At 60.8% G+C, this 21,612-nt stretch carries 17 protein-coding genes; 7 read left to right on the top strand and 10 right to left on the bottom strand.

The window, feature by feature from the left end:
* The first annotated feature begins 75 nt into the window (after window positions 1-75).
* The gene (gene dacB, locus DKY63_RS28290) at window positions 76-1,536 is read left to right on the top strand and encodes a D-alanyl-D-alanine carboxypeptidase/D-alanyl-D-alanine endopeptidase (protein WP_110967140.1); all 1,461 of its coding nucleotides are present in this window, start codon (window positions 76-78) and stop codon (window positions 1,534-1,536) included.
* 125 nt (window positions 1,537-1,661) lie between these two features.
* On the opposite strand, the gene DKY63_RS28285 is transcribed toward dacB, so the two are convergent.
* Both DKY63_RS28285 and rlmKL read right to left on the bottom strand, forming a co-directional pair.
* Entirely contained in the window at window positions 1,662-4,061 is a 2,400-nt protein-coding gene (locus DKY63_RS28285; RefSeq protein WP_110967139.1) for a sensor domain-containing diguanylate cyclase, read from the bottom strand.
* A 142-nt stretch (window positions 4,062-4,203) separates the two neighbouring features.
* Window positions 4,204-6,468: a bifunctional 23S rRNA (guanine(2069)-N(7))-methyltransferase RlmK/23S rRNA (guanine(2445)-N(2))-methyltransferase RlmL gene (rlmKL, locus tag DKY63_RS28280; RefSeq protein WP_110967138.1), complete on the bottom strand. Its 2,265-nt coding sequence runs from the start codon at window positions 6,466-6,468 to the stop codon at window positions 4,204-4,206.
* Between the two features lie 528 nt (window positions 6,469-6,996).
* Here rlmKL and rmf point away from each other — a divergent pair.
* A complete protein-coding gene (rmf, locus tag DKY63_RS28270; protein ID WP_003223300.1) occupies window positions 6,997-7,212 on the top strand; it encodes a ribosome modulation factor in 216 nt (71 codons plus the stop codon).
* 216 nt (window positions 7,213-7,428) lie between these two features.
* On the opposite strand, the gene DKY63_RS28265 is transcribed toward rmf, so the two are convergent.
* The 5 genes from DKY63_RS28265 to DKY63_RS28245 form a co-directional block, all read right to left on the bottom strand.
* The gene (locus DKY63_RS28265) at window positions 7,429-8,448 is read right to left on the bottom strand and encodes a quinone-dependent dihydroorotate dehydrogenase (protein ID WP_110967137.1); all 1,020 of its coding nucleotides are present in this window, start codon (window positions 8,446-8,448) and stop codon (window positions 7,429-7,431) included.
* Window positions 8,449-8,567: 119 nt separating this feature from the next.
* Complete coding sequence (locus DKY63_RS28260; protein WP_239499335.1) at window positions 8,568-9,830, bottom strand: hypothetical protein; 1,263 nt, start codon at window positions 9,828-9,830, stop codon at window positions 8,568-8,570.
* Window positions 9,830-10,549, bottom strand: coding sequence for an oxygen-regulated invasion protein OrgB (locus DKY63_RS28255; RefSeq protein WP_110967136.1), 720 nt, complete (start codon window positions 10,547-10,549; stop codon window positions 9,830-9,832). Before DKY63_RS28255 ends, DKY63_RS28260 begins: the two co-directional genes overlap by 1 nt.
* Window positions 10,525-12,081: a type III secretion system outer membrane ring subunit SctC gene (gene sctC / locus DKY63_RS28250; RefSeq protein WP_110967135.1), complete on the bottom strand. Its 1,557-nt coding sequence runs from the start codon at window positions 12,079-12,081 to the stop codon at window positions 10,525-10,527. The genes DKY63_RS28255 and sctC overlap by 25 nt, the downstream gene beginning before the upstream one ends.
* Before the next feature lie 4 nt (window positions 12,082-12,085).
* Entirely contained in the window at window positions 12,086-12,820 is a 735-nt protein-coding gene (locus tag DKY63_RS28245; protein ID WP_110967134.1) for a helix-turn-helix domain-containing protein, read from the bottom strand.
* Between the two features lie 225 nt (window positions 12,821-13,045).
* On the opposite strand from DKY63_RS28245, the gene DKY63_RS28240 reads away from it, so the two are divergent.
* From DKY63_RS28240 to cobA, 5 genes are all read left to right on the top strand, one after another.
* Window positions 13,046-14,257, top strand: a complete 1,212-nt coding sequence (locus DKY63_RS28240) for a CmpA/NrtA family ABC transporter substrate-binding protein (RefSeq protein WP_110967133.1) — start codon at window positions 13,046-13,048, stop codon at window positions 14,255-14,257.
* A 15-nt stretch (window positions 14,258-14,272) separates the two neighbouring features.
* Window positions 14,273-14,848, top strand: coding sequence for an ANTAR domain-containing response regulator (locus DKY63_RS28235; protein ID WP_110967132.1), 576 nt, complete (start codon window positions 14,273-14,275; stop codon window positions 14,846-14,848).
* A 344-nt stretch (window positions 14,849-15,192) separates the two neighbouring features.
* A complete protein-coding gene (locus tag DKY63_RS28225) occupies window positions 15,193-16,404 on the top strand; it encodes a nitrate/nitrite transporter (RefSeq protein WP_110967130.1) in 1,212 nt (403 codons plus the stop codon).
* 7 nt (window positions 16,405-16,411) lie between these two features.
* Window positions 16,412-18,082 (top strand): bifunctional protein-serine/threonine kinase/phosphatase, encoded by a 1,671-nt coding sequence (locus DKY63_RS28220; RefSeq protein ID WP_110967129.1) that lies wholly within the window; start codon window positions 16,412-16,414, stop codon window positions 18,080-18,082.
* Window positions 18,083-18,098: 16 nt separating this feature from the next.
* The gene (cobA, locus tag DKY63_RS28215; RefSeq protein ID WP_110967128.1) at window positions 18,099-18,854 is read left to right on the top strand and encodes a uroporphyrinogen-III C-methyltransferase; all 756 of its coding nucleotides are present in this window, start codon (window positions 18,099-18,101) and stop codon (window positions 18,852-18,854) included.
* Window positions 18,855-18,951: 97 nt separating this feature from the next.
* On the opposite strand, the gene DKY63_RS28210 is transcribed toward cobA, so the two are convergent.
* The 3 genes from DKY63_RS28210 to DKY63_RS28200 form a co-directional block, all read right to left on the bottom strand.
* Window positions 18,952-19,998 carry an OmpA family protein gene (locus DKY63_RS28210; protein ID WP_110967127.1) on the bottom strand — a complete coding sequence of 349 codons (1,047 nt, stop codon included), beginning with the start codon at window positions 19,996-19,998 and terminating at the stop codon, window positions 18,952-18,954.
* Between the two features lie 107 nt (window positions 19,999-20,105).
* A complete protein-coding gene (gene sigX, locus DKY63_RS28205; RefSeq protein ID WP_110967126.1) occupies window positions 20,106-20,696 on the bottom strand; it encodes an RNA polymerase sigma factor SigX in 591 nt (196 codons plus the stop codon).
* Between the two features lie 90 nt (window positions 20,697-20,786).
* Window positions 20,787-21,611 carry a mechanosensitive ion channel family protein gene (locus DKY63_RS28200; RefSeq protein WP_007916401.1) on the bottom strand — a complete coding sequence of 275 codons (825 nt, stop codon included), beginning with the start codon at window positions 21,609-21,611 and terminating at the stop codon, window positions 20,787-20,789.
* Window position 21,612: the final 1 nt, after the last annotated feature.

Below are 21,612 nucleotides of genomic sequence, written 5' to 3'. Positions count from 1 at the left end.
CACTTTTGTGACCGCTGAGGGCTTTCATTTTCTTGCCCTCGTCATTTTCCCCTCGAGTGCAGGGTCTTATTTCTCATGATCAAATCGTTGCGTCCATTGCTGCTGGCCAGCTTTCTTTTGCCCCTGGCCCTCCCCGTTTACGCTGAACCGATCAACACCGCCCTGTCGCCCAACGTCGAAAAAGCCCTCAAGGCCAGCAAGTTGCAGGACAACGCCCTGTCGCTGGTAATGATCCCGCTCACCGGCCCCGGCACCCCCACCGTTTTCAACGCCGATGTGTCGGTCAACCCGGCCTCGACCATGAAACTGGTCACCACCTACGCGGCCCTGGAAATGCTCGGCCCGAATCACCAGTGGAAAACCGAGTTCTACACCGATGGCACCCTGAGCGGCGGCATCCTCAACGGCAACCTCTACCTCAAGGGTGGCGGCGATCCGAAGCTGAACATGGAAAAACTCTGGCTGCTGATGCGCGACCTGCGCGCCAACGGCGTGACCCAGGTTACCGGCGATCTGGTGCTGGACAAGAACTTCTTCGTGCAACCGCAGTTGCCCGAGTTCAACGACGACGGCAATGACGAGAACAAACCGTTCCTGGTCAAACCCGATGCCCTGCTGGTCAACCTCAAGGCCCTGCGGTTCGTGGCGCGCAACGACTCGGGCAAAGTGCTGGTCTCGGTGGAGCCGCCGATTGCCAGCATCCGCATCGACAATCAGGTCAAGGCGCTCAATTCCAAGCAATGCACCGGTGGCGTGCGCTACAACCCGGTACCTCAGGCCGACGGCAGCGTGACCGTCACCGTTGGCGGCCAGTTGGGTGACGGCTGCAGCTCGCAGACTTACCTGTCGCTGCTCGACCATGCGACCTACACCGCCGGCGCCGTGCGTGCCATCTGGAAAGAGCTGGGTGGCAGCATCCAGGGCAAGGACGTGCTGGCGCCAACGCCGAAGGATGCCAAGGTATTGGCCCGGGCGTTCTCCCCGGACCTGGCGGAAATCATTCGCGACATCAACAAATACAGTAACAACACCATGGCCCAGCAGCTGTTCCTGAGCCTGGGGCAGAAATTCCGCACCGATGCCGACGCCGACGACGCCAAGGCCGCCCAGCGTGTGGTCCGTCAGTGGCTGGCGAAGAAAGGCATCACCGCGCCGCACCTGGTCATGGAAAACGGCAGCGGCCTGTCCCGCTCCGAACGCGTCAGCGCCCGGGAAATGGCCTCGATGCTGCAAGCGGCGTGGCACAGCCCGTATGCCGCCGAGTACATCAGTTCGATGCCGATCGCCGGCACCGACGGCACCATGCGCAAACGCCTGAAGACCACCGCGATGCGCGGCGAAGCCCACGTCAAGACCGGAACCCTGAACACCGTGCGCGCCATCGCCGGTTTCAGCCGCGATATCAACGGCAATACCTGGGCCGTGGTAGCGATCCTCAACGACAAGGCCCCGTTCGGCGCCTCGTCGGTGCTTGATCAAGTGCTGCTGGACCTGTACCGCCAGCCGAAACTGCCGCAGACGGCTTCGGTTCTGTAAGTACCCAGAACCACTGTAGGAGCGAGCCTGCTCGCGAAGACGGCAGCACATTCAACATTAATGTGTCTGATAGACCGCTTTCGCGAGCAGGCTCGCTCCCACAGGTTTTGTGTACAGAGACAGACCTAATTCATCTCCCCCTGCACCCGATCCCTGCCCGCCTGTTTCGCCGCATACACCCCCGAATCCGCCCGCAACAACAGCGCATCCGCGCCCTCGCCCAACCGCCAACTGGCAATGCCGAAACTGGCGGTGACCACCCCGACCTCATCGATTGGCGCACTGCGCAGGCTTTGCCACAACTCCAGGGCCAGGGTGTGGGCCTGCTCGCCGCTGATGTCCGGGCACAGCACCATGAACTCTTCGCCACCCAGGCGACAGAACACGTCCGTGCGCCGCAGCCGATGGCCGATGCGCTCACAAACGGCCTGCAGCACCCGATCACCCACGGCATGCCCATACTGGTCATTGATCCGCTTGAAGTGGTCGATGTCGAGCATGATTACTGACAGCTCGCCGCCTCCGCGCTCCACCCGCGCCATCTCGGTGGTCAGGCGCTCCTGGAAATAGCGGCGATTGTGAATGCCGGTCAGGGAATCGGTGACTGACAACGCGCGCAGTTCTTCTTCCACCCGCTTCATATCGGAAATGTCCGAGATGTAGCCGTGCCACAGTACCCCGCCGCCGGGAAGCTCCTCCGGCGTCGCCTCGCCACGGACCCAGCGCAGACCACGCTGGGGCAACTGCACGCGATATTCCTCGCGCCAGGGGCTGAGGTTGTCCGCCGAAGCGCGGATCGACGCACGAACACGGGTCGTGTCTTGCGGATGAATCCGGGTGAAGATCGCTTCGGCGTTGAGCAGCAGCACGTCCGGCTCCAGCTCGTAGATTTCGCGGATGCCGTCGCTGGCGTAGATCACGCTGAAGCGACCGTCGAACTCCATCTTGAACTGATAGATGCCGCCAGGCACATGGGCGCTGAGCTTCTTCAACAAGACATCCCGCGCCGCTAGTGCCTCGTGCACCCGCTTGCGTTCGGTGATGTCGATGCACACCGCCAGATGCCCGACCCACAACCCCTGATCGTCGAGCACCGGCGTTGCGAGCATGTTGACCATCAAATGGCTGCCATCGCCGCGCACCAGTGTCCACTCCCGCGCCTCGTGCCTGCCCTCTACGCTCGGCTCGACCAACATGGCCTGGCATGTCGGCACCGGTTTGCCGAAACGCGCGCTCAGCTCCACGGAACGGGCCGTGAGCTCCCGGGGCAGGTGCAAATTTTCCAGAGTCATGCGCCCCACCACCTCGGCGGCGGTGTAGCCAAGCATTTGCTCGGCGCCGGCATTGAAGGTACTGATCACCCCGCGCAGATCGGTGGCGATGATTGCCACCTGAGTCGCGGCATTCAGCACGCCGCGCAACTGACCGTGGGTGCCGCGCAACTCCAATTCTCGGGCGCGCAATTCCTCGGTCCGCTGCTCGACCATCTTCAGCGCCCGCTGACGCTGGCTGACCAGCACGTAGAGCAATGCACTGAGCAGCACACTGAGCAAACCACCGAGCACCACCATGGTGGTCACCGAGGAGTGGTTGGCCTGGAGAAAGGCTTCACTGGGATAAATGTCGACCTGATATTCGTGATCGGCCAGGCGCAACAAGCGGCTGGCGGCCAGGTCACTGACGGCGGGCGGGTTGGGCGATTCGAACAGCACCTCGTGCGCATCTTCGACGGACAGGTCGAGGATGCGCACCGAGAGATAGTCGCGCCCCGCTTCCGGCAAGCCATCGGACAGCAACTGACGCATGCTGATCACTGCCATCACGTAACCGAACGGTTTGCCGGACGCGCCCTTGGGCTCATCACGCAACATGACCGGGGCCACCAGCAGCACACCCCGCGCATAATCCGGCTCGATGCTGACCAGGTGCATCGGCTGCGACACCGCCATGCGCCCATGCTGATCGGCACGTTCCAGAGTGGCGCGGCGCAATGGCTGCGCCAGCAAGTCGTAGCCCAATGGCGACCCCAGCTTGCTTTGCGTCTGGCTGTACAACACCGCCACGTACTCATCCCGTTCGCCAGCCAGTTGCAACTGACCGTCGGCATTGAGTTCGCGCAGGGTAAAGTCAGTCAGCCCCTCGTCGCGCACCCGTTGCTCGAACGCCGCCCGTTGCTCGCCACTGACCCGTTCGGCGAACGAATAGGCCTGGGTGCGATGCAAAAGAGGTTGGGTATAGCCGTTGAATTCCTCTCGGGACACCGAATCGGAGTTGGCAAAGAAGCGGCGCAGGCCATCGAGGCGCTGTTCCTGATCCTCGAAACGCTCTTCGATACGGCTGTAACGCTCGCTGGCCAGCAGTTGGAAACGTTGCCGCAATTGGTGTTTGAACAGGTCGAGGGTCGACCAGGCGAGAAAGCCGGTGAGCACGCCGCCGACGAGCAATACCAGCAGCGCGACCAGCCAGGCCGAGACATCTTCGCTGATAAAACCCAGGATCTTTGGGCGCACCGCGTGCAACGACATAAACGCAACTCAGAACGCCAGGTGCGGGAAAGCCCTTTGGCCCTGAGTTGAGTTATAGCTATTAGCCACTAATTTGACCAGTACCGCGGGAATCCAAGAGCCTATTAAAATCAAGGCTCTGTGGATCCAATCACAACAAGCGTCAACGAGCCGTGATTTTCCAGGCGCGGTGGATCTTCGAGTTACGGGCAAAATCCGGATCAATGGTCTGGGCAGTGATCTCTTCGACCGCATAACGCTCGGACAAATTGGCCTCCAGCTCGAACTTGCGGAAGTTGTTGGAGAAATACAGCACACCGCCGGCTGCCAGGCGCGCCATGGCCAGGTCGATCAGTTGCACCTGATCGCGCTGCACATCGAAGACGCCTTCCATGCGCTTGGAGTTGGAGAAGGTCGGCGGGTCGATGAAGATCAGGTCGTACTCGTCCCGGGCGTTCTCCAGCCAGGCCATCACATCGCCCTGCTCCAGACGGTTCTTGTCCGAGAAACCATTGAGCGACAGGTTGCGCCGTGCCCAGTCCAGATAGGTTTTCGACAGGTCGACGCTGGTGGTGCTGCGCGCGCCACCCTTGGCCGCATGCACACTGGCGGTAGCGGTATAGCAGAACAGATTGAGGAAACGCTTGCCGGCGGCCTCTTTCTGAATACGCATGCGCATGGGCCGGTGATCGAGGAACAGGCCGGTGTCCAGGTAATCGGTGAGGTTGACCAGCAGCTTCACGCCGCCTTCATTGACTTCGACGAACTTGCCTTGGGCGGCCTGACGCTCGTACTGCTTGATGCCGCTCTGGCGCTCGCGACGCTTGACCACCACGCGGCTCTTGTCGATGTTCAGCGCCTGCGGAATCGCCGCCAGGGCATCGAACATGCGCGCCGAGGCCTTCTCCGGGTCGATGGATTTGGGGGCGGCGTATTCCTGGACGTGGACCCAGTCGTGGTACAGGTCGATGGCCATGGAGTATTCCGGCATGTCGGCATCGTAGACGCGATAGCAATCGACACCTTCACGCTTGGCCCATTTGCCCAGGGCCTTGAGGTTCTTCTGCAGGCGGTTGGCAAACATCTGCCCGCCTTCGCTCAGGCGCGGCTGCTCGATCACAGGCGCGGGGGCCGGCTTGATCGGGTTGCCATTCTTGTTGTACTGGCGCTCTTGCGGCACGTTCGGCGACTGATCGTACTCGGCCTGTTCACGCTCGGCCTGACGCTGCTCGGGGGTGCGACGTTCGCCGGTGACGAACTGGCTCGGCTGCACCTTGATCAGCAACAGCTTGCACGGCAAGGCGCCGTTCCAGAACGAATACTGCTTGTGGCTGCGAATGCCCATGCGCTTGCCCAGGTCCGGCGCGCCGGTGAATACCGCCGCTTCCCAGTTCAGGCAGGCCTGACGCAGACGTTCGCCGAGGTTCTGGTAGAGGTAGAGCAGGCTCGCCTCTTCGCCCAGACGCTCGCCGTAGGGTGGGTTGCAGATCACCAGGCCTTTCTGGTTCTGGTCCGGACGCGGCTCGAAGGTCGCGACTTCGCCCTGGTAGATCTTGATCCACTCGCTCAGGCCGGCACGCTCGACGTTATTGCGACCCGGCTGGATCAGGCGCGGATCGGCTTCGTATCCGCGAATCCACAGCGGCGGCTTGGCCAGACCGGCCGCGGCACGCTCGGCAGCCTCTTCATGCAGCTTTTTCCACAGCGCCGGCACGTGGCCGAGCCAGGCGGTAAAACCCCATTGCTCGCGGCGCAGGTTCGGCGCGATATCGGCGGCGATCATCGCCGCTTCCACCAGGAAGGTACCCACACCACACATCGGGTCCGCCAGCGCGCCGCCTTCGGCCGCGATACGTGGCCAGCCGGAACGGATCAGGATCGCCGCCGCGAGGTTTTCCTTCAACGGCGCCGCGCCTTGCTGCAGGCGATAACCGCGCTGGTGCAGGCTGTGGCCCGAGAGGTCGAGGGAGAGAATGGCTTCGCCACGGTCCAGGCGCAGGTGGATGCGCAGGTCCGGGTTGAGTTTGTCAATGGAGGGACGGTCGCCCTGCGGGGTGCGCAGTTTATCGACGATGGCGTCCTTGACCTTCAGGGCACCGAAGTGGGTGTTGTCGATGCCCGAGCCATGGCCGCTGAACTCCACGGCCAGGGTCCCGTCATTGAGCATGTGGTCTTGCCAGTCGATGTCGTGCACGCCGTGATAGAGATCTTCGGCGTTTTTCATCGGGAAGCGCTTGAGCACCAACAGCACCCGGTTGGCCAGACGCGACCACAGGCACAGGCGATAGGCGGTTTCCATGCTGGCCATGCCACGCACGGCAGAGGTGTGCTCACGTGCATCCTCAAGGCCAAGCCCGGCGGCTTCCTCGATGAGCAGGCCTTCAAGGCCTTTGGGACAAGTGAGGAAGAGTTCGAAACGATCGGACATGAGGATACGGAGCCTTTAGCTGAGTGGACCGGCAACGCATTGCCGGCCCGGTTTTCAATCAGGCGCTTTTCTCGAAGAGCGCCCGCGTGGCACGAAGGTGTGCCGTTCCACCCTGACTGCTCGGGTTAAAGGAGCTTAGATGCCAGGACAGATAAAAAAGTTGATGCAATAAAATGTCATAAGTCGACCCTTCGTCGAATAATGCCGCATTACAACGCGAGACATTCTCAGTAAAGGATTGCCCCCCTTATCCAGCGGGGGGCCGATCATACAGGGCTTTGACCAATAAATACTGGATAACATCGTGTTACTTATGGCCTTAGCACATGATTGGTTACGTGCTTATGACAAAACGATCATTCCCTCGATGTGACGCATTGGTTAGAAATCAACACAGGTTGGCGCCGCCATGACGCCAACACTTTGGCTCGCCACGCCGGCAGCGGGCCCCAAATGGCAGAGTCTTTCTGCCTGGCCTCGATAGAGGTCGACGCGATAAATACAGTCAACAAGTGAGGGCAATACCCTATGAGAAGACTTAAGCGTGATCCTTTGGAACGAGCATTTTTGCGCGGCTATCAATATGGGGTTGGTGGTAAATCCCGTGAGCTTTGCCCATTTACTCTACCGTCGGTACGTCAAGCCTGGATCAACGGCTGGCGAGAAGGACGCGGCGACAACTGGGACGGTATGACCGGCACTGCGGGAATCCACAGACTCAACGAACTTCACGCTGTCGGCTAACACAGGGCACACATTCTTCCGACACGACAATCTGAACAGCTGACGAATTAACCACGCACGTCCCATCCGGACGGCGGGCTCCGGCCCAGGGGCTCCTTAGAAGGAGCCCTTTTTTATGCCTGCCGTTTGGCCGGACACAACCCCTGTAGGAGCACGGCTTGCCGGCGATGGCGTCCTTAAGATCGCCATCGCCGGCAAGCCGTGCTCCTACAGGAATCAGCGCAGGGCTGCGATGGCATCCACGGATTCGCGAATCAGCGCCGGGCCCTTATAGATGAAGCCCGAGTAAATCTGCACCAGGCTCGCGCCGGCAGTGATTTTCTCCGCCGCGTGCTTGCCCTCGGTGATTCCGCCCGCCGCGATGATCGGCAAGCGACCGCCCAGTTCCGCCGCCAGCACCTTCACGGTGTGGGTGCTCTTCTCGCGAACCGGTGCACCCGACAGACCGCCCGCCTCGTCACCATGCTCCATACCCTCGACACCGACGCGGCTCAGAGTGGTATTGGTGGCGATGACCGCGTCCATGCCGGTTTCGATCAAGGCTTGGGCAACCTGCGCGGTCTCTTCGTCGCTCATGTCCGGAGCGATCTTGATCGCCAGCGGCACGTGTTTGCCGTGACGCAGCGCCAGCTCGGCGCGGCGGGCGGCGAGGTCGGCCAGCAATTGCTTGAGCGAGTCACCGAATTGCAGGCTGCGCAGGCCCGGGGTGTTCGGCGAGCTGACGTTGACCGTCACGTAGCTGGCGTGGGCATAAACCTTATCCAGGCAAATCAGGTAATCGTCCACCGCACGCTCGACCGGGGTGTCGAAGTTCTTGCCGATGTTGATGCCCAGCACGCCCTTGTATTTGGCCGCCGCGACGCGGGCCAGCAGGTGATCGACGCCAAGGTTGTTGAAACCCATGCGGTTGATGATCCCTTCGGCCTCCGGCAGGCGGAACAGCCGTGGCTTGGGGTTGCCTGGCTGCGGACGCGGCGTGATGGTGCCGATTTCAACAAAGCCGAAACCCAACTGGGCGAAACCGTCGATGGCCGCGCCGTTCTTGTCCAGACCGGCCGCCAGCCCCACAGGGTTGGGGAAGTCCAGGCCCATGACCGTCACCGGCTTCTTCGCCGGTGCCTTGCACAGCAAACCGTTGAGCCCCAGACGCCCGCCTGCGCCGATCAGGTCCAGGGACAGATCGTGGGAGGTTTCCGGGGAAAGTTTGAACAACAGCTGACGGGCCAGGGTGTACATGGGCGGCTAGGACTCGAGGCGGCGAAAAGTGGCGGCGATTATAGCCGGGTGGAGGGACACAGGCGAGGGCGCGGGCGACACCGCCCACACCTCGCTCGAGACAAGACCACGCACAGTGTCTACGGCGCAGGGTTTTCACTCAGTGGCGCAGGCTCATTGACACGTTCAACACGCTGTGAACACGTCCAGATGAATGGAAAATAGATGAGCATCAGCACAGTCGCCAAACCCAGCACCAAAAGATGACCCTGAGTACCTTCATCCAGATCAGAGAGGGCCAGCATGACCCCCGCCGCTCCCAATGCGTGATTGAGTGCCTGGAAGGCCGACGTTCGGGAGGCGTTGACGTTAAGCAGCGCATTGGCCAGTTGCTCCCTCGATGGCACTCGCGCTCCGGCACGTACCTCAAGGACACTTCGTTGTAGAGATTCGGGGTCAGGTGGAGTCAAAGCCAATCCAGTAGACGGCGATAGCAATGACCAGCTTCTGCACAGGATAAAGATGAAATCGTCTGTGATCGCCCCGACAGCGTTCAATGTGCCCTGGATGACATCCGCCCCGAGACTGTAACCAAGCTCCGCCGCATACCGCCCCGCACCACTGAGAGGCATCAAAGCATTCAATTGCTCCAATGCAAATTGAACGGTTCCATAAGCTGCCGTCGTCACTCCGGTGGACAAGGTTGAGGGTGCCCCCGCGTTGTCTTGCAGAGGAAAGAATGCGTTGGCCACATCTCGAGCCACCGTATACACATTCGTACTGATCACAGCGGTGAGCATGTTTTTCGAGGCACCGGTCAGGTGCGACAACAGTAACGCCCCCAGCGTAATGCTGGCCATGCACACTCGCCCGAGTCGTGTCTGAACAGTGGAGGTTCCTGAGCACTCATCGCGGATAGCCCCCATCAGACTCACGGCCGGACCTATCATCGTTATCGCGGCCACCGCCCATGCGCGCGTGGCGTCGGATGAATCGCCTTCCCTGATGGCTTTCTCCACGTAATAACTGACAAGCTGGCGTAATACCGTAGTCAGCGTGACGACCAGGCCTGTGCGTGCCGTCACGTTCAGCAGGTTGATTGCCGGATCCCTGGCTTTCTCCAGCAGCTCCAGGCCAGCCTCAAGCAGCGTACGCATACGACTTTCACGCGATTGCTCGGTATCGACTGCGTTCAACTGGGCGGCGCGGGCGAAAAAGTCTTCAGTGATCGACTCTTCGGGCAACGTTCCATGCTCGATAAAGTCATTGGCTCTCCCCAGCACGTGTCGATCTGTCTCGCCTGCTGTCGGATAGTTCGAGACCGGCAGCCAGCAAGCGCGACTCCAGGGTCTTGACCGACGCACTCTCACTGCTGTCCAGTGCGCCTCGGTTGTTAATGGCATCAATCTTCATGGCGAACCCCGGTCAGCTCAGCGTGATTGGAACCGGCAGAACGCTCGACGAAGGTTGAACACAAATCCGTAAGCGCCTGCATCGATTTCTGTTCCAGTGACCGAACCGACGCCGGCAAGTTGGCGACGCACGCCAACAACCGCGGCTCCAGTCGTTGCCGACTGGTTTCAACATCGAATTCGAGCAGTTGATCGGCGAGCCGCACCACATAGCGTTCCTGGGAGTGATAGTCGAGGACCAGGTCGCCAGGCCAAAAACGGCTCAATCGCTCGTGCAATTCATTGCCCAGCGAACGGCAATGCACTGGCAGCAGCACTTGCAGCACGGCGTCCGTGTCGTGCTGTTGATCCCTCAACCAGCGCTCCAACATCTCATCCAGCCATTCGGGCCGGCTCAAGGCTTGCGCAAGCAAATCGCGAGCAGCCTGCGCAAGGTCCTCGCGCAACCGTCGCCCCAACGCCTGCGACTCCAGCAAGCCGCTGGCCAGGTGTTCCGTCGCGCGCAAGATGCCCTCGGCATAGCCTTCCTGAAAGGCCTGGGCATGAATGGCTTCGGCGTCGCGCCGAGCCTGGTCGACACATTCGCGGGCCCAGCGTCGGGCCTGATGCTGCAATTGGCGACGCTGACGTGCTGCGGCCATGTCTTCGCGAGCCAGGTACACATCGCCCGACTCAGCAAATTCAGTCAGGGTTCGGATAGCGTCGAGCATGCTGCACCGCCATAAAAAAAAGGGCTGTATCGGGTTCGGTGACCGGCCACTGCCTGTGCAGGCGAACGACCGGCTCGGAAAATTGCAGCATCAGTCGCTCGAGCAGCATGGACGGTACTTGTTGGTGCCAGCTGCATACCCTGGGGCACCCGCGCCACCGTGCTGATGCGTGTGCGGCCAACCGTCGGCAAGGTACCTGGCTGCTTGTCCTGATCAGGTCGTTCGACTTCGTTGCCGTCCTCGATATTGAGCGACATCTCGACCTCGTCCGCCTGGGCGAAACGCGGCAATACGCTGACCAGCGTGCCATAGGTCACGTGCTGCAGATCGACACTGCGCTCGCCCACCAGCGGGGCATAAAAGGTGCGGTTGTTGTCGAAGATCGCCGGCACGTTCTCTTGCGTGAGGATGACCGGGCGCGAGACCACGTTCGCCCGGTTGGTGCGCTCGAGCGCCATGACCTGCGTCACGAACGAGACGCCATCGAGGGTGGTCGCCGAGCCCGCGTTGAGCGATGCGGAAAATTTGCCGCCTGAATTGATCGTGCCTTGCCAGTTGATGCCCAGCTGGTTGAGTTCATCCTTGTGCAAGTCGATGATCCACAACGACAACTCGACGTGCCGTTTCGGTGTGTCCAAGGCGCTCACCAGGTTCTCGATGAAGCGCACCTGCTCCGGCAACCCCTTGACCAGCAGGCTGTTGGTGTCGGGATAGGCCACCACCCGGATGTTTCCGGCGGCGACATCCCGCGCAATGATGCGCGGTGCCGCCGGATCCTGATCCGAAGATGGGTTTGCCAGACCTTCCAGGGGAAATGCCGGCATCTGTGGCTGCGGTCGTTGTGTCGGCACCTGAGTCGGCGTCTGCACCACCGACGGCTCCACCTCACGCTTCTCGCCGCGCAACAGTTGCTCGATCACGGTGGCCAGCCCGGGGATGGTCACCTTGTCATCGCGCAGCTCATATTTGCGATCACTGACAAAGGTGTTGCGTACCTGGATAACGCCAATCTGCTGCTTGCCCAGCAGCAGTTCCGAACGCTGGTTGTCCATCATCCCGGCCGCTTGCACCACCAGGTCGACATACATCGGCGGGCCCGACACATGAAAGGTGCGCAGGCCGTCATGGCGCAACGGATACCGGGGATCGTGCAACCCGGAACGCTCAAGAAACCCCTGTAGCCTGGCCACGGTCAGTGTTTGCAGCGAGACCATCGAGCTTTTGATTTCCGGGGCGTCGTACAGATAAATCGCCTGGCCGTCGCTGTACCAGATCAGGCCCATTTTCGAGGCGGTCCGCTCGAAGGTCCGCTGTGGCGTACGCAGGTCGAACGTACCGGAAATCCGCTTGATCGCCGCGGCCTTGCTGACGATTACCGGCTTGCCCAGTGGCCCCGCCAGTTCGCTGAAAAACGTGCGCGCGCTCTGTTCGCGAGCCTCGAAATTGTAGACATCGGCCTGCGTGGCAACGGGCGCGAGCAGCAACACGGCGCTCAAGGAGATGGGCAAGAGGGATAACGTTCGGCGGTTCATTGGCTCACTTGCCTGGAAGGTAGGTAATGTCGGCCAGGCTGCTGGGCGTGAAGCCCACCATTTCGCGGATCTCTCTGGAAAAATGCGACGACGAGGCAAAACCGAACTCCAGTGCCACATCCGTCAGGGAGCCTTCGCGCAGGCTCATGTTCAACAGCGCCTGGGCCGTGCGCCAGCCACGCAACGCTGGCTTGGCCGCCGTGCCCAGCGCTTGCCTGCACAGGCGACGAAAATGCGACACCGAAACGCCATAGCGCTGTGCCAGGGTGGTCAATTTTTCGCTATGGGTGCCCTGCTCCAGCAAAAAGCGCACAAGCCCGTAACTCTCGGTATGCCGCAATACACTGGCGAAGGCTTGCCACGCCTCGCCACTGGCCATCGCCTGGGCGATGTACCAGCGCTCGAGCAACCGCTCGGACTCAACGTTCGGATAGGGCACCGGCAATAGCGCCCAGGGTGCCTGAAGGGGTCGTTGATCGACCAACGCGTTGCCAAGGTCGATGAATACCTGCAATTTCATCAGCGGCGCCTGCACGATCGACTGCGCCTGCAAACGGCCCTTCACCTCAAATGCACCGTTGACAGCCATCAGCCCTTCCCAGCCGGCCGGCAGACAGCAGGTTTGCGCGCACTGCTCGCTGACCAGATAAACGGGGGACTCGCTGACGCGCAGATGCACTACCCGATCGCTGGAACGGGCATCCGGAAAACGTGTGGTGCAGGATGACTCGATGTGCACGCCAATCTCCTTTGGACCTTTCGACGTAGCTCGGCAGGATGAAAGAGAGGAAGCGCGCAATCCTGATGTAATGCTGATGAAAGCCTGAGTGGCATATGCCTTGCAGCCGCAGTGGTATCAGCACACATGCCAACGGCGGGATGCGTGCCAGGACAATGGCGTCGTCGCTCGGCCTTGCGCGTGCAGGGACCGGGACGGCGCTTTTTTTTGCAAGGTGAACAGACGATGAACGAACCCTCTGTCGGCCCTCTGGCCTGGGTCAATGGCAGCGATGCCCCGGAAAAGCGCGAAATCAATCTCGGCTTCATGGCCCTGAGCGATTGTGCTTCGGTGGTGGTTGCCGCCACCCAGGGCTTTGCCCAGCCCTACGGCCTGACCCTGAACCTCAGGCGTCAATCGTCCTGGGCCAACCTGCGGGACAATCTGGTCAGCGGTGAACTGGATGCCGCCCATAGCCTGTACGGTTTGATCTACGCGGTGCATCTGGGCATCGGTGGCGTCGCCCCGACCGACATGGCTGTGCTGATGGGCCTGAACCAGAACGGCCAGGGCATCCATCTGTCCCGTGGCTTGCAAGGGCTGGGCGTGACCGGTCCTGAAGCATTGCACCGGCACGTGCACCAAACTCGCTCAAAACTGACCTTCGCCCAGACCTTCCCCACCGGCACCCACGCCATGTGGCTCTATTACTGGCTAGCCAGTCAGGGCATTCATCCGTTGCGGGATGTCGACAGCGTGGTGGTGCCGCCACCGCAAATGGTTGCGCACCTGCAGGCGGGCCGTATCGATGGTATGTGCGTCGGTGAGCCGTGGTCCGCGAGTGCAGTGCAACAGGATCTCGGCTTCACCCTGGCGACGACCCAGGCCATCTGGCCCGATCACCCGGAAAAAGTCCTCGGCTGCACCCGCGCCTTCGTCGAGCAGTACCCCAATACCGCGCGCGTGCTGGTGATGGCGATCCTTGAAGCCAGTCGCTTCATTGAAGAGAGCACCGAAAATCGCCGCAGTACCGCGCAATTGCTCAGTGCACCGCAGTACCTCGATGCACCGCTGGACTGCATCGAACCGCGCCTGCTGGGCGACTATGCCGACGGCCTGGGCAATCGCTGGCAAGATCCCCACGCGTTGCGTTTCTACGGTGATGGCGAGGTCAACTTGCCGTACCTCTCCGATGGCATGTGGTTCATGACCCAGTTCCGCCGCTGGGGCCTGCTGCGTGACGACCCGGATTACCTCGGCGTGGCCCGGCAGGTCCAACGGTTGGACTTGTACCGTGAGGCCGCCAGCGCCGTGGGTGTCGCCGCTGCGGGCACGGACATGCGCAGCAGCCAGTTGATCGACGGCAAGGTCTGGGACGGCTCCGATCCGGTCGGTTATGCCCGTGGCTTCAAACTGCATGCGATGAGCGACAGCGCCCATCGATTCGCCAGCCGCTGACAGGAGACCACGAACATGCTGCGTATCCTGCTGATCAACGATACCGCGAAAAAAGTCGGGCGCCTGAAAGCGGCCCTGACCGAAGCGGGCTTTGAGGTGATCGATGAATCCGGATTGACCATCGACTTGCCCGAACGCGTCGAAACGGTGCGTCCGGACGTGATCCTGATCGATACCGAGTCACCGGGTCGCGATGTCATGGAGCAAGTGGTGCTGGTCAGCCGCGACCAGCCGCGCCCCATCGTGATGTTTACCGACGAACACGACCCTGACGTGATGCGCCAGGCAATCAAGTCCGGGGTCAGTGCCTACATCGTCGAAGGCATTCACGCACAGCGCTTGCAGCCGATTCTCGACGTCGCCATGGCGCGCTTCGAAAGCGACCAGGCTTTGCGCGCGCAACTGCACGCCCGCGACCAGCAACTGGCCGAGCGCAAGCGCATCGAGCTGGCCAAGGGGCTGTTGATGAAGATGAAGGACTGTAATGAGAAAGAGGCTTACACCCTGATGCGCCGCCAGGCCATGAGCCGCCAGCAGAAGCTGATTCAGGTGGCGGAGCAGATCATTGCCATGAGTGAGTTGTTGGGCTGAGGGAGTGTGTCGCCTGTCAGGGCGCCATCGCGAGCAAGCTTTGCTCCTACAGGTTTTGTGTCGTTCGCCACATTGAACTCACCCGAAACCTGTAGGAGCAAAGCTTGCTCGCGATTGGCCATCATACGGTCTCACCCTGTTGGCACAGATCTGGCTTTGTAATCCCCACAGGTAACCAACGGCGGTTGCCCCACCCACGACAAAGACGTCGCTTACCCCATTTGCCCCTGGCGAATCGGGTAGCGGCGTTTTTTTGTTTTGGCCCCATTGCCCGGGGCCGGTGGTGCCGCCCGGCGGCGCCCCGACTGACTCCCGTTCGAGACTCCTTTCAGCTGAGGTGCGCGATGAATTCAAGCTTCTGGAAATCCGGCCATACGCCAACCCTGTTTTCGGCCTTCCTCTACTTCGACCTGAGTTTCATGGTCTGGTACCTGCTCGGCCCTCTGGCGGTGCAAATCGCCGCCGACCTGCACCTGACCACCCAGCAACGCGGGCTGGTGGTGGCGACGCCGATTCTGGCCGGCGCGGTCCTGCGCTTCGTGATGGGCATGCTGGCCGATCGTCTGTCACCGAAAACCGCTGGAGTGATCGGCCAGGTGATCGTGATCGCCGCACTGTTCGGCGCCTGGAAACATGGCATCCACAGCTACGAACAAGCACTGCTGCTGGGACTCTTCCTGGGCATGGCTGGCGCGTCCTTCGCCGTGGCCCTGCCCCTGGCCTCGCAGTGGTACCCGCCGCAGCACCAGGGCAAGGCCATGGGCATCGCCGGGGCGGGTAACTCGGGCACTGTACTGGCGGCACTGATTGCGCCGGTATTGGCAGCCGCGTTTGGCTGGAGCAACGTGTTCGGCTTCGCCCTGATCCCGCTGATCCTCACCCTGATCGTCTTTGCCTGGCTCGCGAAAAATGCCCCGGAACGGCCGAAGGCCAAGTCGATGGCCGACTACTTCAAGGCACTGGGTGACCGTGACAGCTGGTGGTTCATGTTTTTCTACAGCGTGACCTTCGGTGGTTTCATCGGCCTGGCCAGCGCCCTGCCCGGCTATTTCAACGACCAGTACGGGCTGAGCCCGGTGACCGCCGGTTATTACACCGCCGCCTGCGTGTTCGGTGGCAGCCTGATGCGTCCCTTGGGCGGCGCACTGGCGGATCGCTTCGGTGGCATCCGCACCTTGCTGGCGATGTACACCGTGGCGGCGATCTGCATCGCCGCCGTGGGCTTCAATTTGCCGAGTTCCTACGCGGCCCTGGCACTGTTCGTGTGCACCATGCTCGGCCTGGGTGCCGGCAATGGCGCGGTGTTCCAGCTGGTGCCACAGCGCTTCCGCCGGGAGATCGGCGTGATGACCGGGCTGATCGGCATGGCCGGCGGCATCGGTGGTTTCGCCCTCGCGGCCGGCATGGGCGCGATCAAGCAAGGCACCGGCAGCTACCAATTGGCGCTGTGGCTGTTCGCCAGTCTCGCGGTGCTCGCCTGGTTCGGCTTGCACGGGGTGAAACGTCGCTGGAGAACCACCTGGGGTTCGGCCGCCGTCACGGCTGCACGGGTCTGACACTGCCATGAGCCTGCAGCTGAGTTTTGCCGAAGCCAGTGCCATTGGCCCGCGCGAGGAGAATCAGGACGCCCTGCGCCTGGTCACGCCGGCCCCGGCACTGGCCGCGAGCAAGGGTTACCTGTTCGCCATTGCCGACGGTGTCAGCCAGTGCGCCGATGGTGGCCTGGCCGCCCGCTCGACCTTGCAGGCCCTGGCGCTGGACTACTACGCCACGCCGGAAACCTGGGGCGTTGCCCAGGCACTGGACCGTCTGTTGCTGGCGCAGAATCGCTGGCTGCAGGCCAATGGTGGCGGGCAACCCTTGCTGACCACAGTCAGTGCGCTGGTCATGCGTGGCCGGCGTTTCACCCTGGCCCATGTCGGCGATTGTCGGGTGTATCGCTGGCATGGCGACCAGTTGCAGCGGGTCAGTGAAGACCATGTGTGGGATCAACCGGGCATGCAGCATGTGCTCAAGCGCGCGCTGGGGCTCGATCAGCATCTGGTGCTGGATTTTCTCGACGGTGAACTGCGGGTCGATGAGAGCTTTGTGTTGCTCAGCGACGGTGTCTGGGCGGTGCTCGGCGATACGGCGATTGCGGCGATTCTGCGCGATCAGCCGGACCTCGACAGCGCTGCGCAGACACTGGTGAATGCCGCGCACCTGGCCGGTAGCCAGGACAACGCCAGCGCCATGCTGGTGCGGGTCGATGCCCTGGGTGAAACCAGCATCGGCGATGCGCTGATTCATTTGCAGCAATGGCCGCTGCCTCCGGCGCTGAAACCGGGTCAGGACTTCGAAGGCTGGCATGTCGAATCCATCCTGGGCCAGAGTCGGCAGTCGCTGCTGTATCGGGTGCGTGACGCTCACCAACAACCCTGGCTGCTGAAAACCCTGCCCGGCTCGCTGCATGACGATCACTTGGCCGGACAGGCGTTGCTGTCGGAAGAGTGGTTTCTCAAGCGGGTCGCCGGGCGGCATTTTCCTGAAGTCCATGTCGCGGGCCAGCGTCAGCATTTGTACTACGTGATGCGCGAATACGCGGGTTCGACTCTGGCGCAACAGTTCACGCAGAGCGGGCCATTGCCGCTGGCCCAGTGGCGGGAACTGGCTGAACGCCTTCTGAAGGCGGTCGGGCTGCTGCATCGACGGCAGATCCTGCATCGCGACATCAAGCCGGAAAACCTGTTGCTGGGGGATGACGGCGAGTTACGCCTGCTGGATTTCGGCCTGGCCTGGTGCTCGGGCCTTTCCGAAGACCAGCCCTCTACCCTGCCCGGAACCCCGAGCTACATAGCGCCGGAAGCGTTTCGCGGTGAAAGGCCGGCACCGCAACAGGACCTGTATGCGGTCGGGGTGACCTTGTATTACCTGCTCACCGGGCACTATCCCTACGGCGAGATCGAAGCCTTCCAGCGCCCGCGTTTCGGCGTGCCGGTCAATCCCGGCCGCTATCGCCCGGATCTGCCGGAATGGCTCACGCAAAGCCTGGAACGTGCGGTCGCGGCGGATCCGGCCCAGCGTTTTGAAACGGCGGAGGAATGGTTGCTGGTGATGGAACAGGGGGAGCGTCGCAGTTTGAACGTGCGCCCCAGGCCCTTGCTGGAACGCGAGCCGTTGAAGGTATGGCGCGCGCTGGCGTTGGGATCGTTGTTGATCAATCTGGCGCTGATGTTTGCGCTGTTTCATGGCTAAGCCTGAGGAAAACACGATGAACGCAAAAGTCTGGCTGGTCGGTGCAGGCCCGGGTGATCCGGAATTGCTGACGCTCAAAGCCGTTCGGGCGATGCGAGAAGCGGATGTCGTGCTGATCGATGACCTGGTGAATGACGCCGTCCTTGAGCACTGTGGCAGCGCGCGGATCATTCCCGTTGGTAAACGCGGAGGCTGCCGCTCAACGCCGCAGGCCTTCATTCATCGGCTGATGCTGCGATACGCGCGTCAGGGCAAATGCGTGGTACGGCTCAAGGGGGGTGATCCCTGTATTTTCGGTCGCGGTGGCGAGGAAGCGCAGTGGTTGCGTGAGCGCGGGATTGAAGTGGAACTGGTCAACGGCATCACGGCCGGGCTTGCCGGCGCCACGCAATGCGGTATCCCGCTGACACTGCGCGGCGTGGCACGCGGCGTGACTCTGGTGACCGCCCACACCCAGGACGGCAGCAGCCTGGATTGGCGGGCGCTGGCTCAGGGCGGGACGACGCTGGTGATCTACATGGGGGTGGCCAAACTCGGGGAGATCCGTGAGCAGTTGCTCCTGGGCGGGATGGCCCTGGATACGCCGGTGGCGATGATTGAAAACGCTTCGCTGCCGCATCAGCGGGAGTGTCGGAGTGATCTGACAGCGATGGAGGAAGATGCCTGCGTCTTTGGTTTGAAGAGTCCTGCGATTCTGGTTATCGGCGAGGTCGCAGCCGCAGAAAAGATCAAAAGGTCGCAGCCTGGACAGCTCATGCAGGGATCCGTGTAGAAGCTGCCGCAGGCTGCGATCTTTTCAGATACGGCACCAAATCGCAGACAAAGAAAAGCCCGGCCTAGGCCGGGCTTTTCTCGGAGCGGCGAGCTAATTACTTAGCTTGAGCTTCAACCTGCGCTTCTACGCGACGGTTAACAGCACGGCCAGCTTCAGTTTTGTTGTCAGCAACTGGGCGGGATTCGCCGTAGCCAACAGACTGAACGCGGGACGATTCAACACCGTACTGGTTGGTCAGAACTTGCTTAACGGCGTTTGCACGACGCTCGGACAGTTTCTGGTTGTAAGCGTCAGGACCGACGTTGTCAGTGTGACCTTCAACAGTAGTGGTGGTGGATGGGTACTGCTTCATGAAGTCAGCCAGGTTCTTGATGTCGCCGTAGCTGTTTGGCTTGACGACCGACTTGTCGAAGTCGAACTTCACGTCCAGCTCTACACGAACAACTTCAGCAACAGCCGGGCAGCCATCAGCGTCAACGGTAACGTTGGCTGGGGTGTCTGGGCACTTGTCAACGTTGTCGCAAACGCCATCGTTGTCGCTGTCGGAGCAGACTTCTGGTGCTGGAACCGGAGCAGCAGCTGGCTTGTTGCCGCCACCGAAGTTTACACCCAGACCTACGGACGGGATGTAGTCCCAACGGCCGTTGTCCAGCTTGTAGTCAGCTTCTACGCCAGCACGAGCGTAGACGTTTTCGAGGAAGTAGTACTTCAGACCACCGCCTGCAGTCAGGAAAGTCGACTGGTCACGACCGGTGTGGCCGTCAGCGGCTACGTTGGTCATGCTGCCGTGCTTAACACCACCTTGAACGTATGGACGCAGAGCGTCACCAGCGTTGTTGAAGTGGTACTGAGCGTTCAGACCGAACTGGTCGCCTTCGATTTTCTGATGGCCAGTACCGTTGTTCGAACGGGTGTGGTCGTCATTGTTGTAGGTAGCGTTCAACGATACGTCGTCGGTCAAGAAGTAACCGATGGAGGCGCCAGGAGTGTAGCCATCTTCAACGTTGTTCACGCTGTCGTTGTACTTTTTCCCGTAGTTGAGCTCGCCTTCAACTGCGCCTTGGCCCTGTGCCAATGCGCCGAACGAAGTAGCGGCAATAAGAGTACCAATGGCCAAGCCCAAGGTGTTTTTCAGTTTCATCCGTTAAATCCCCATCTGGTGATTGTGAAGCAGTCCCGCAAACCGGGGGACAACTCGGCGGCAATTCTATCAGAACTTGCCTACACGTAAGAGAATTTTGCGCCGAACTAAGTTTCGGCAATGCCTGCAAATTTCTCACGCAATTTATCTAGAGCACGTTTATACCGCATTTTTGTTGCACTCAAGCCCATGTGCATGATGTCTGCGATCTCCTGAAACTCCAGCTCTGCGACAAATCGTAGCACCAGAATTTCGCGGTCAATCGGGTTCACATACACCAACCAGCGATCAAGTCCGCCCTTCTCCTCGGGTTTCGGCGCCTTTTCCTCGGACGCTTCTTCGAGGGGGTCAAGACTCAATGCGTCCATCAAGCGACGCTTTCGCCGTTCTTTCCGATACTGCGTGATGCATTCGTTGTACGTGATGCTATATAGCCATGTCTTGAACTTCGACTTGCCTTCGAAGTTCTTCAAGCCATACAACACCTTCAACATCACTTCCTGACAGACATCATCTGCGTCGCGATCGTTCCCGAGATATCGTGCACAGACGTTAAATAATGTTCGTTGGTAACGCCGCATCAGTTCTTCATAGGCGCGCGTTACGTGAAACAGCTCGGTATGCGAGCGCGCGACCAACTCCTCATCAGAGAGCTCGCGGGGGTCGTAGCGCATGGATAGCGGTTGGGCTTTATTCAAAACAAGTCGGGCCGACAGTCAGGTCAATGTCCGCCGCTGCCAGCATCAGCAGGCATTTTGCGGCGGCATACATTAGCAGGATTTGCCGGGTTAGCGGCTACTCACATGCTGCTCGAGAAGGATCCGATTGGAAAGAGAGACTAGCTCACCCTCATCCGTCAGCAATGTGGTTTTAACCGTGCCGATCTCCTCGATCTGCCCTTCGACCTCTCCAACACGCACTTGTTGCCCCACCTGATACAACTCACGCACATAGATTCCCGCAAGAATCTGACCGGCGATTTCCCGGCTTCCCAACCCCATGGCCAGCGCAACCGCCAGACCAACGGTAATCAAAACGATCACGATCACATGGTTGAGCAGGTCAGTCTTGACCTCCAACTGGCTGATCGCAACCGAGATACTGATGATGATCACCAAGCCCTGGGCAATACGCCCCAGCCCGGAAGCGTAGTCCAGACCTACGCCTTCTGCCGCTCCGCGCACCAGGCCATTGGCCAGTTGCGCCAGCAAAACCCCTACCAGCAGCACCAGCGCGGCGCCGAATACTTTCGGCAAATACAGCGCAAGCATGTCCAGCGTAGCCGAAACCCGCTCAAGTCCAAGGGATTCTGCGGCGGAAACCAGGAAAATCAGCAGAACGAACCAGTAGACGATCTTGCCGATCAGCGTCGAAATCGGAACCTGCAGGCCGGCGCGCGACATCAGCTTGGTCAGACCGGTACCGCCCATCAGGCGATCCAGACCCAGTTTGGCGAGCAATTTGGACAGCAGCGTGTCCAGCAGCTTGGCCACGACGAAACCCAGCAGCAGCACAACCAGTGCGCCAAACAGGTTCGGAATGAAGTTCGCAACCTTGGTCCATAGCGCAGTCATTGCAGTGACGAGGCTCTGTGTCCAGAGATCAAGTTCCATA

Origin of the sequence: Pseudomonas putida (assembly GCF_003228315.1) — a bacterium.
Classification (GTDB): domain Bacteria; phylum Pseudomonadota; class Gammaproteobacteria; order Pseudomonadales; family Pseudomonadaceae; genus Aquipseudomonas; species Aquipseudomonas putida_S.
This window is presented reverse-complemented; position numbering and strand designations above follow the sequence as displayed.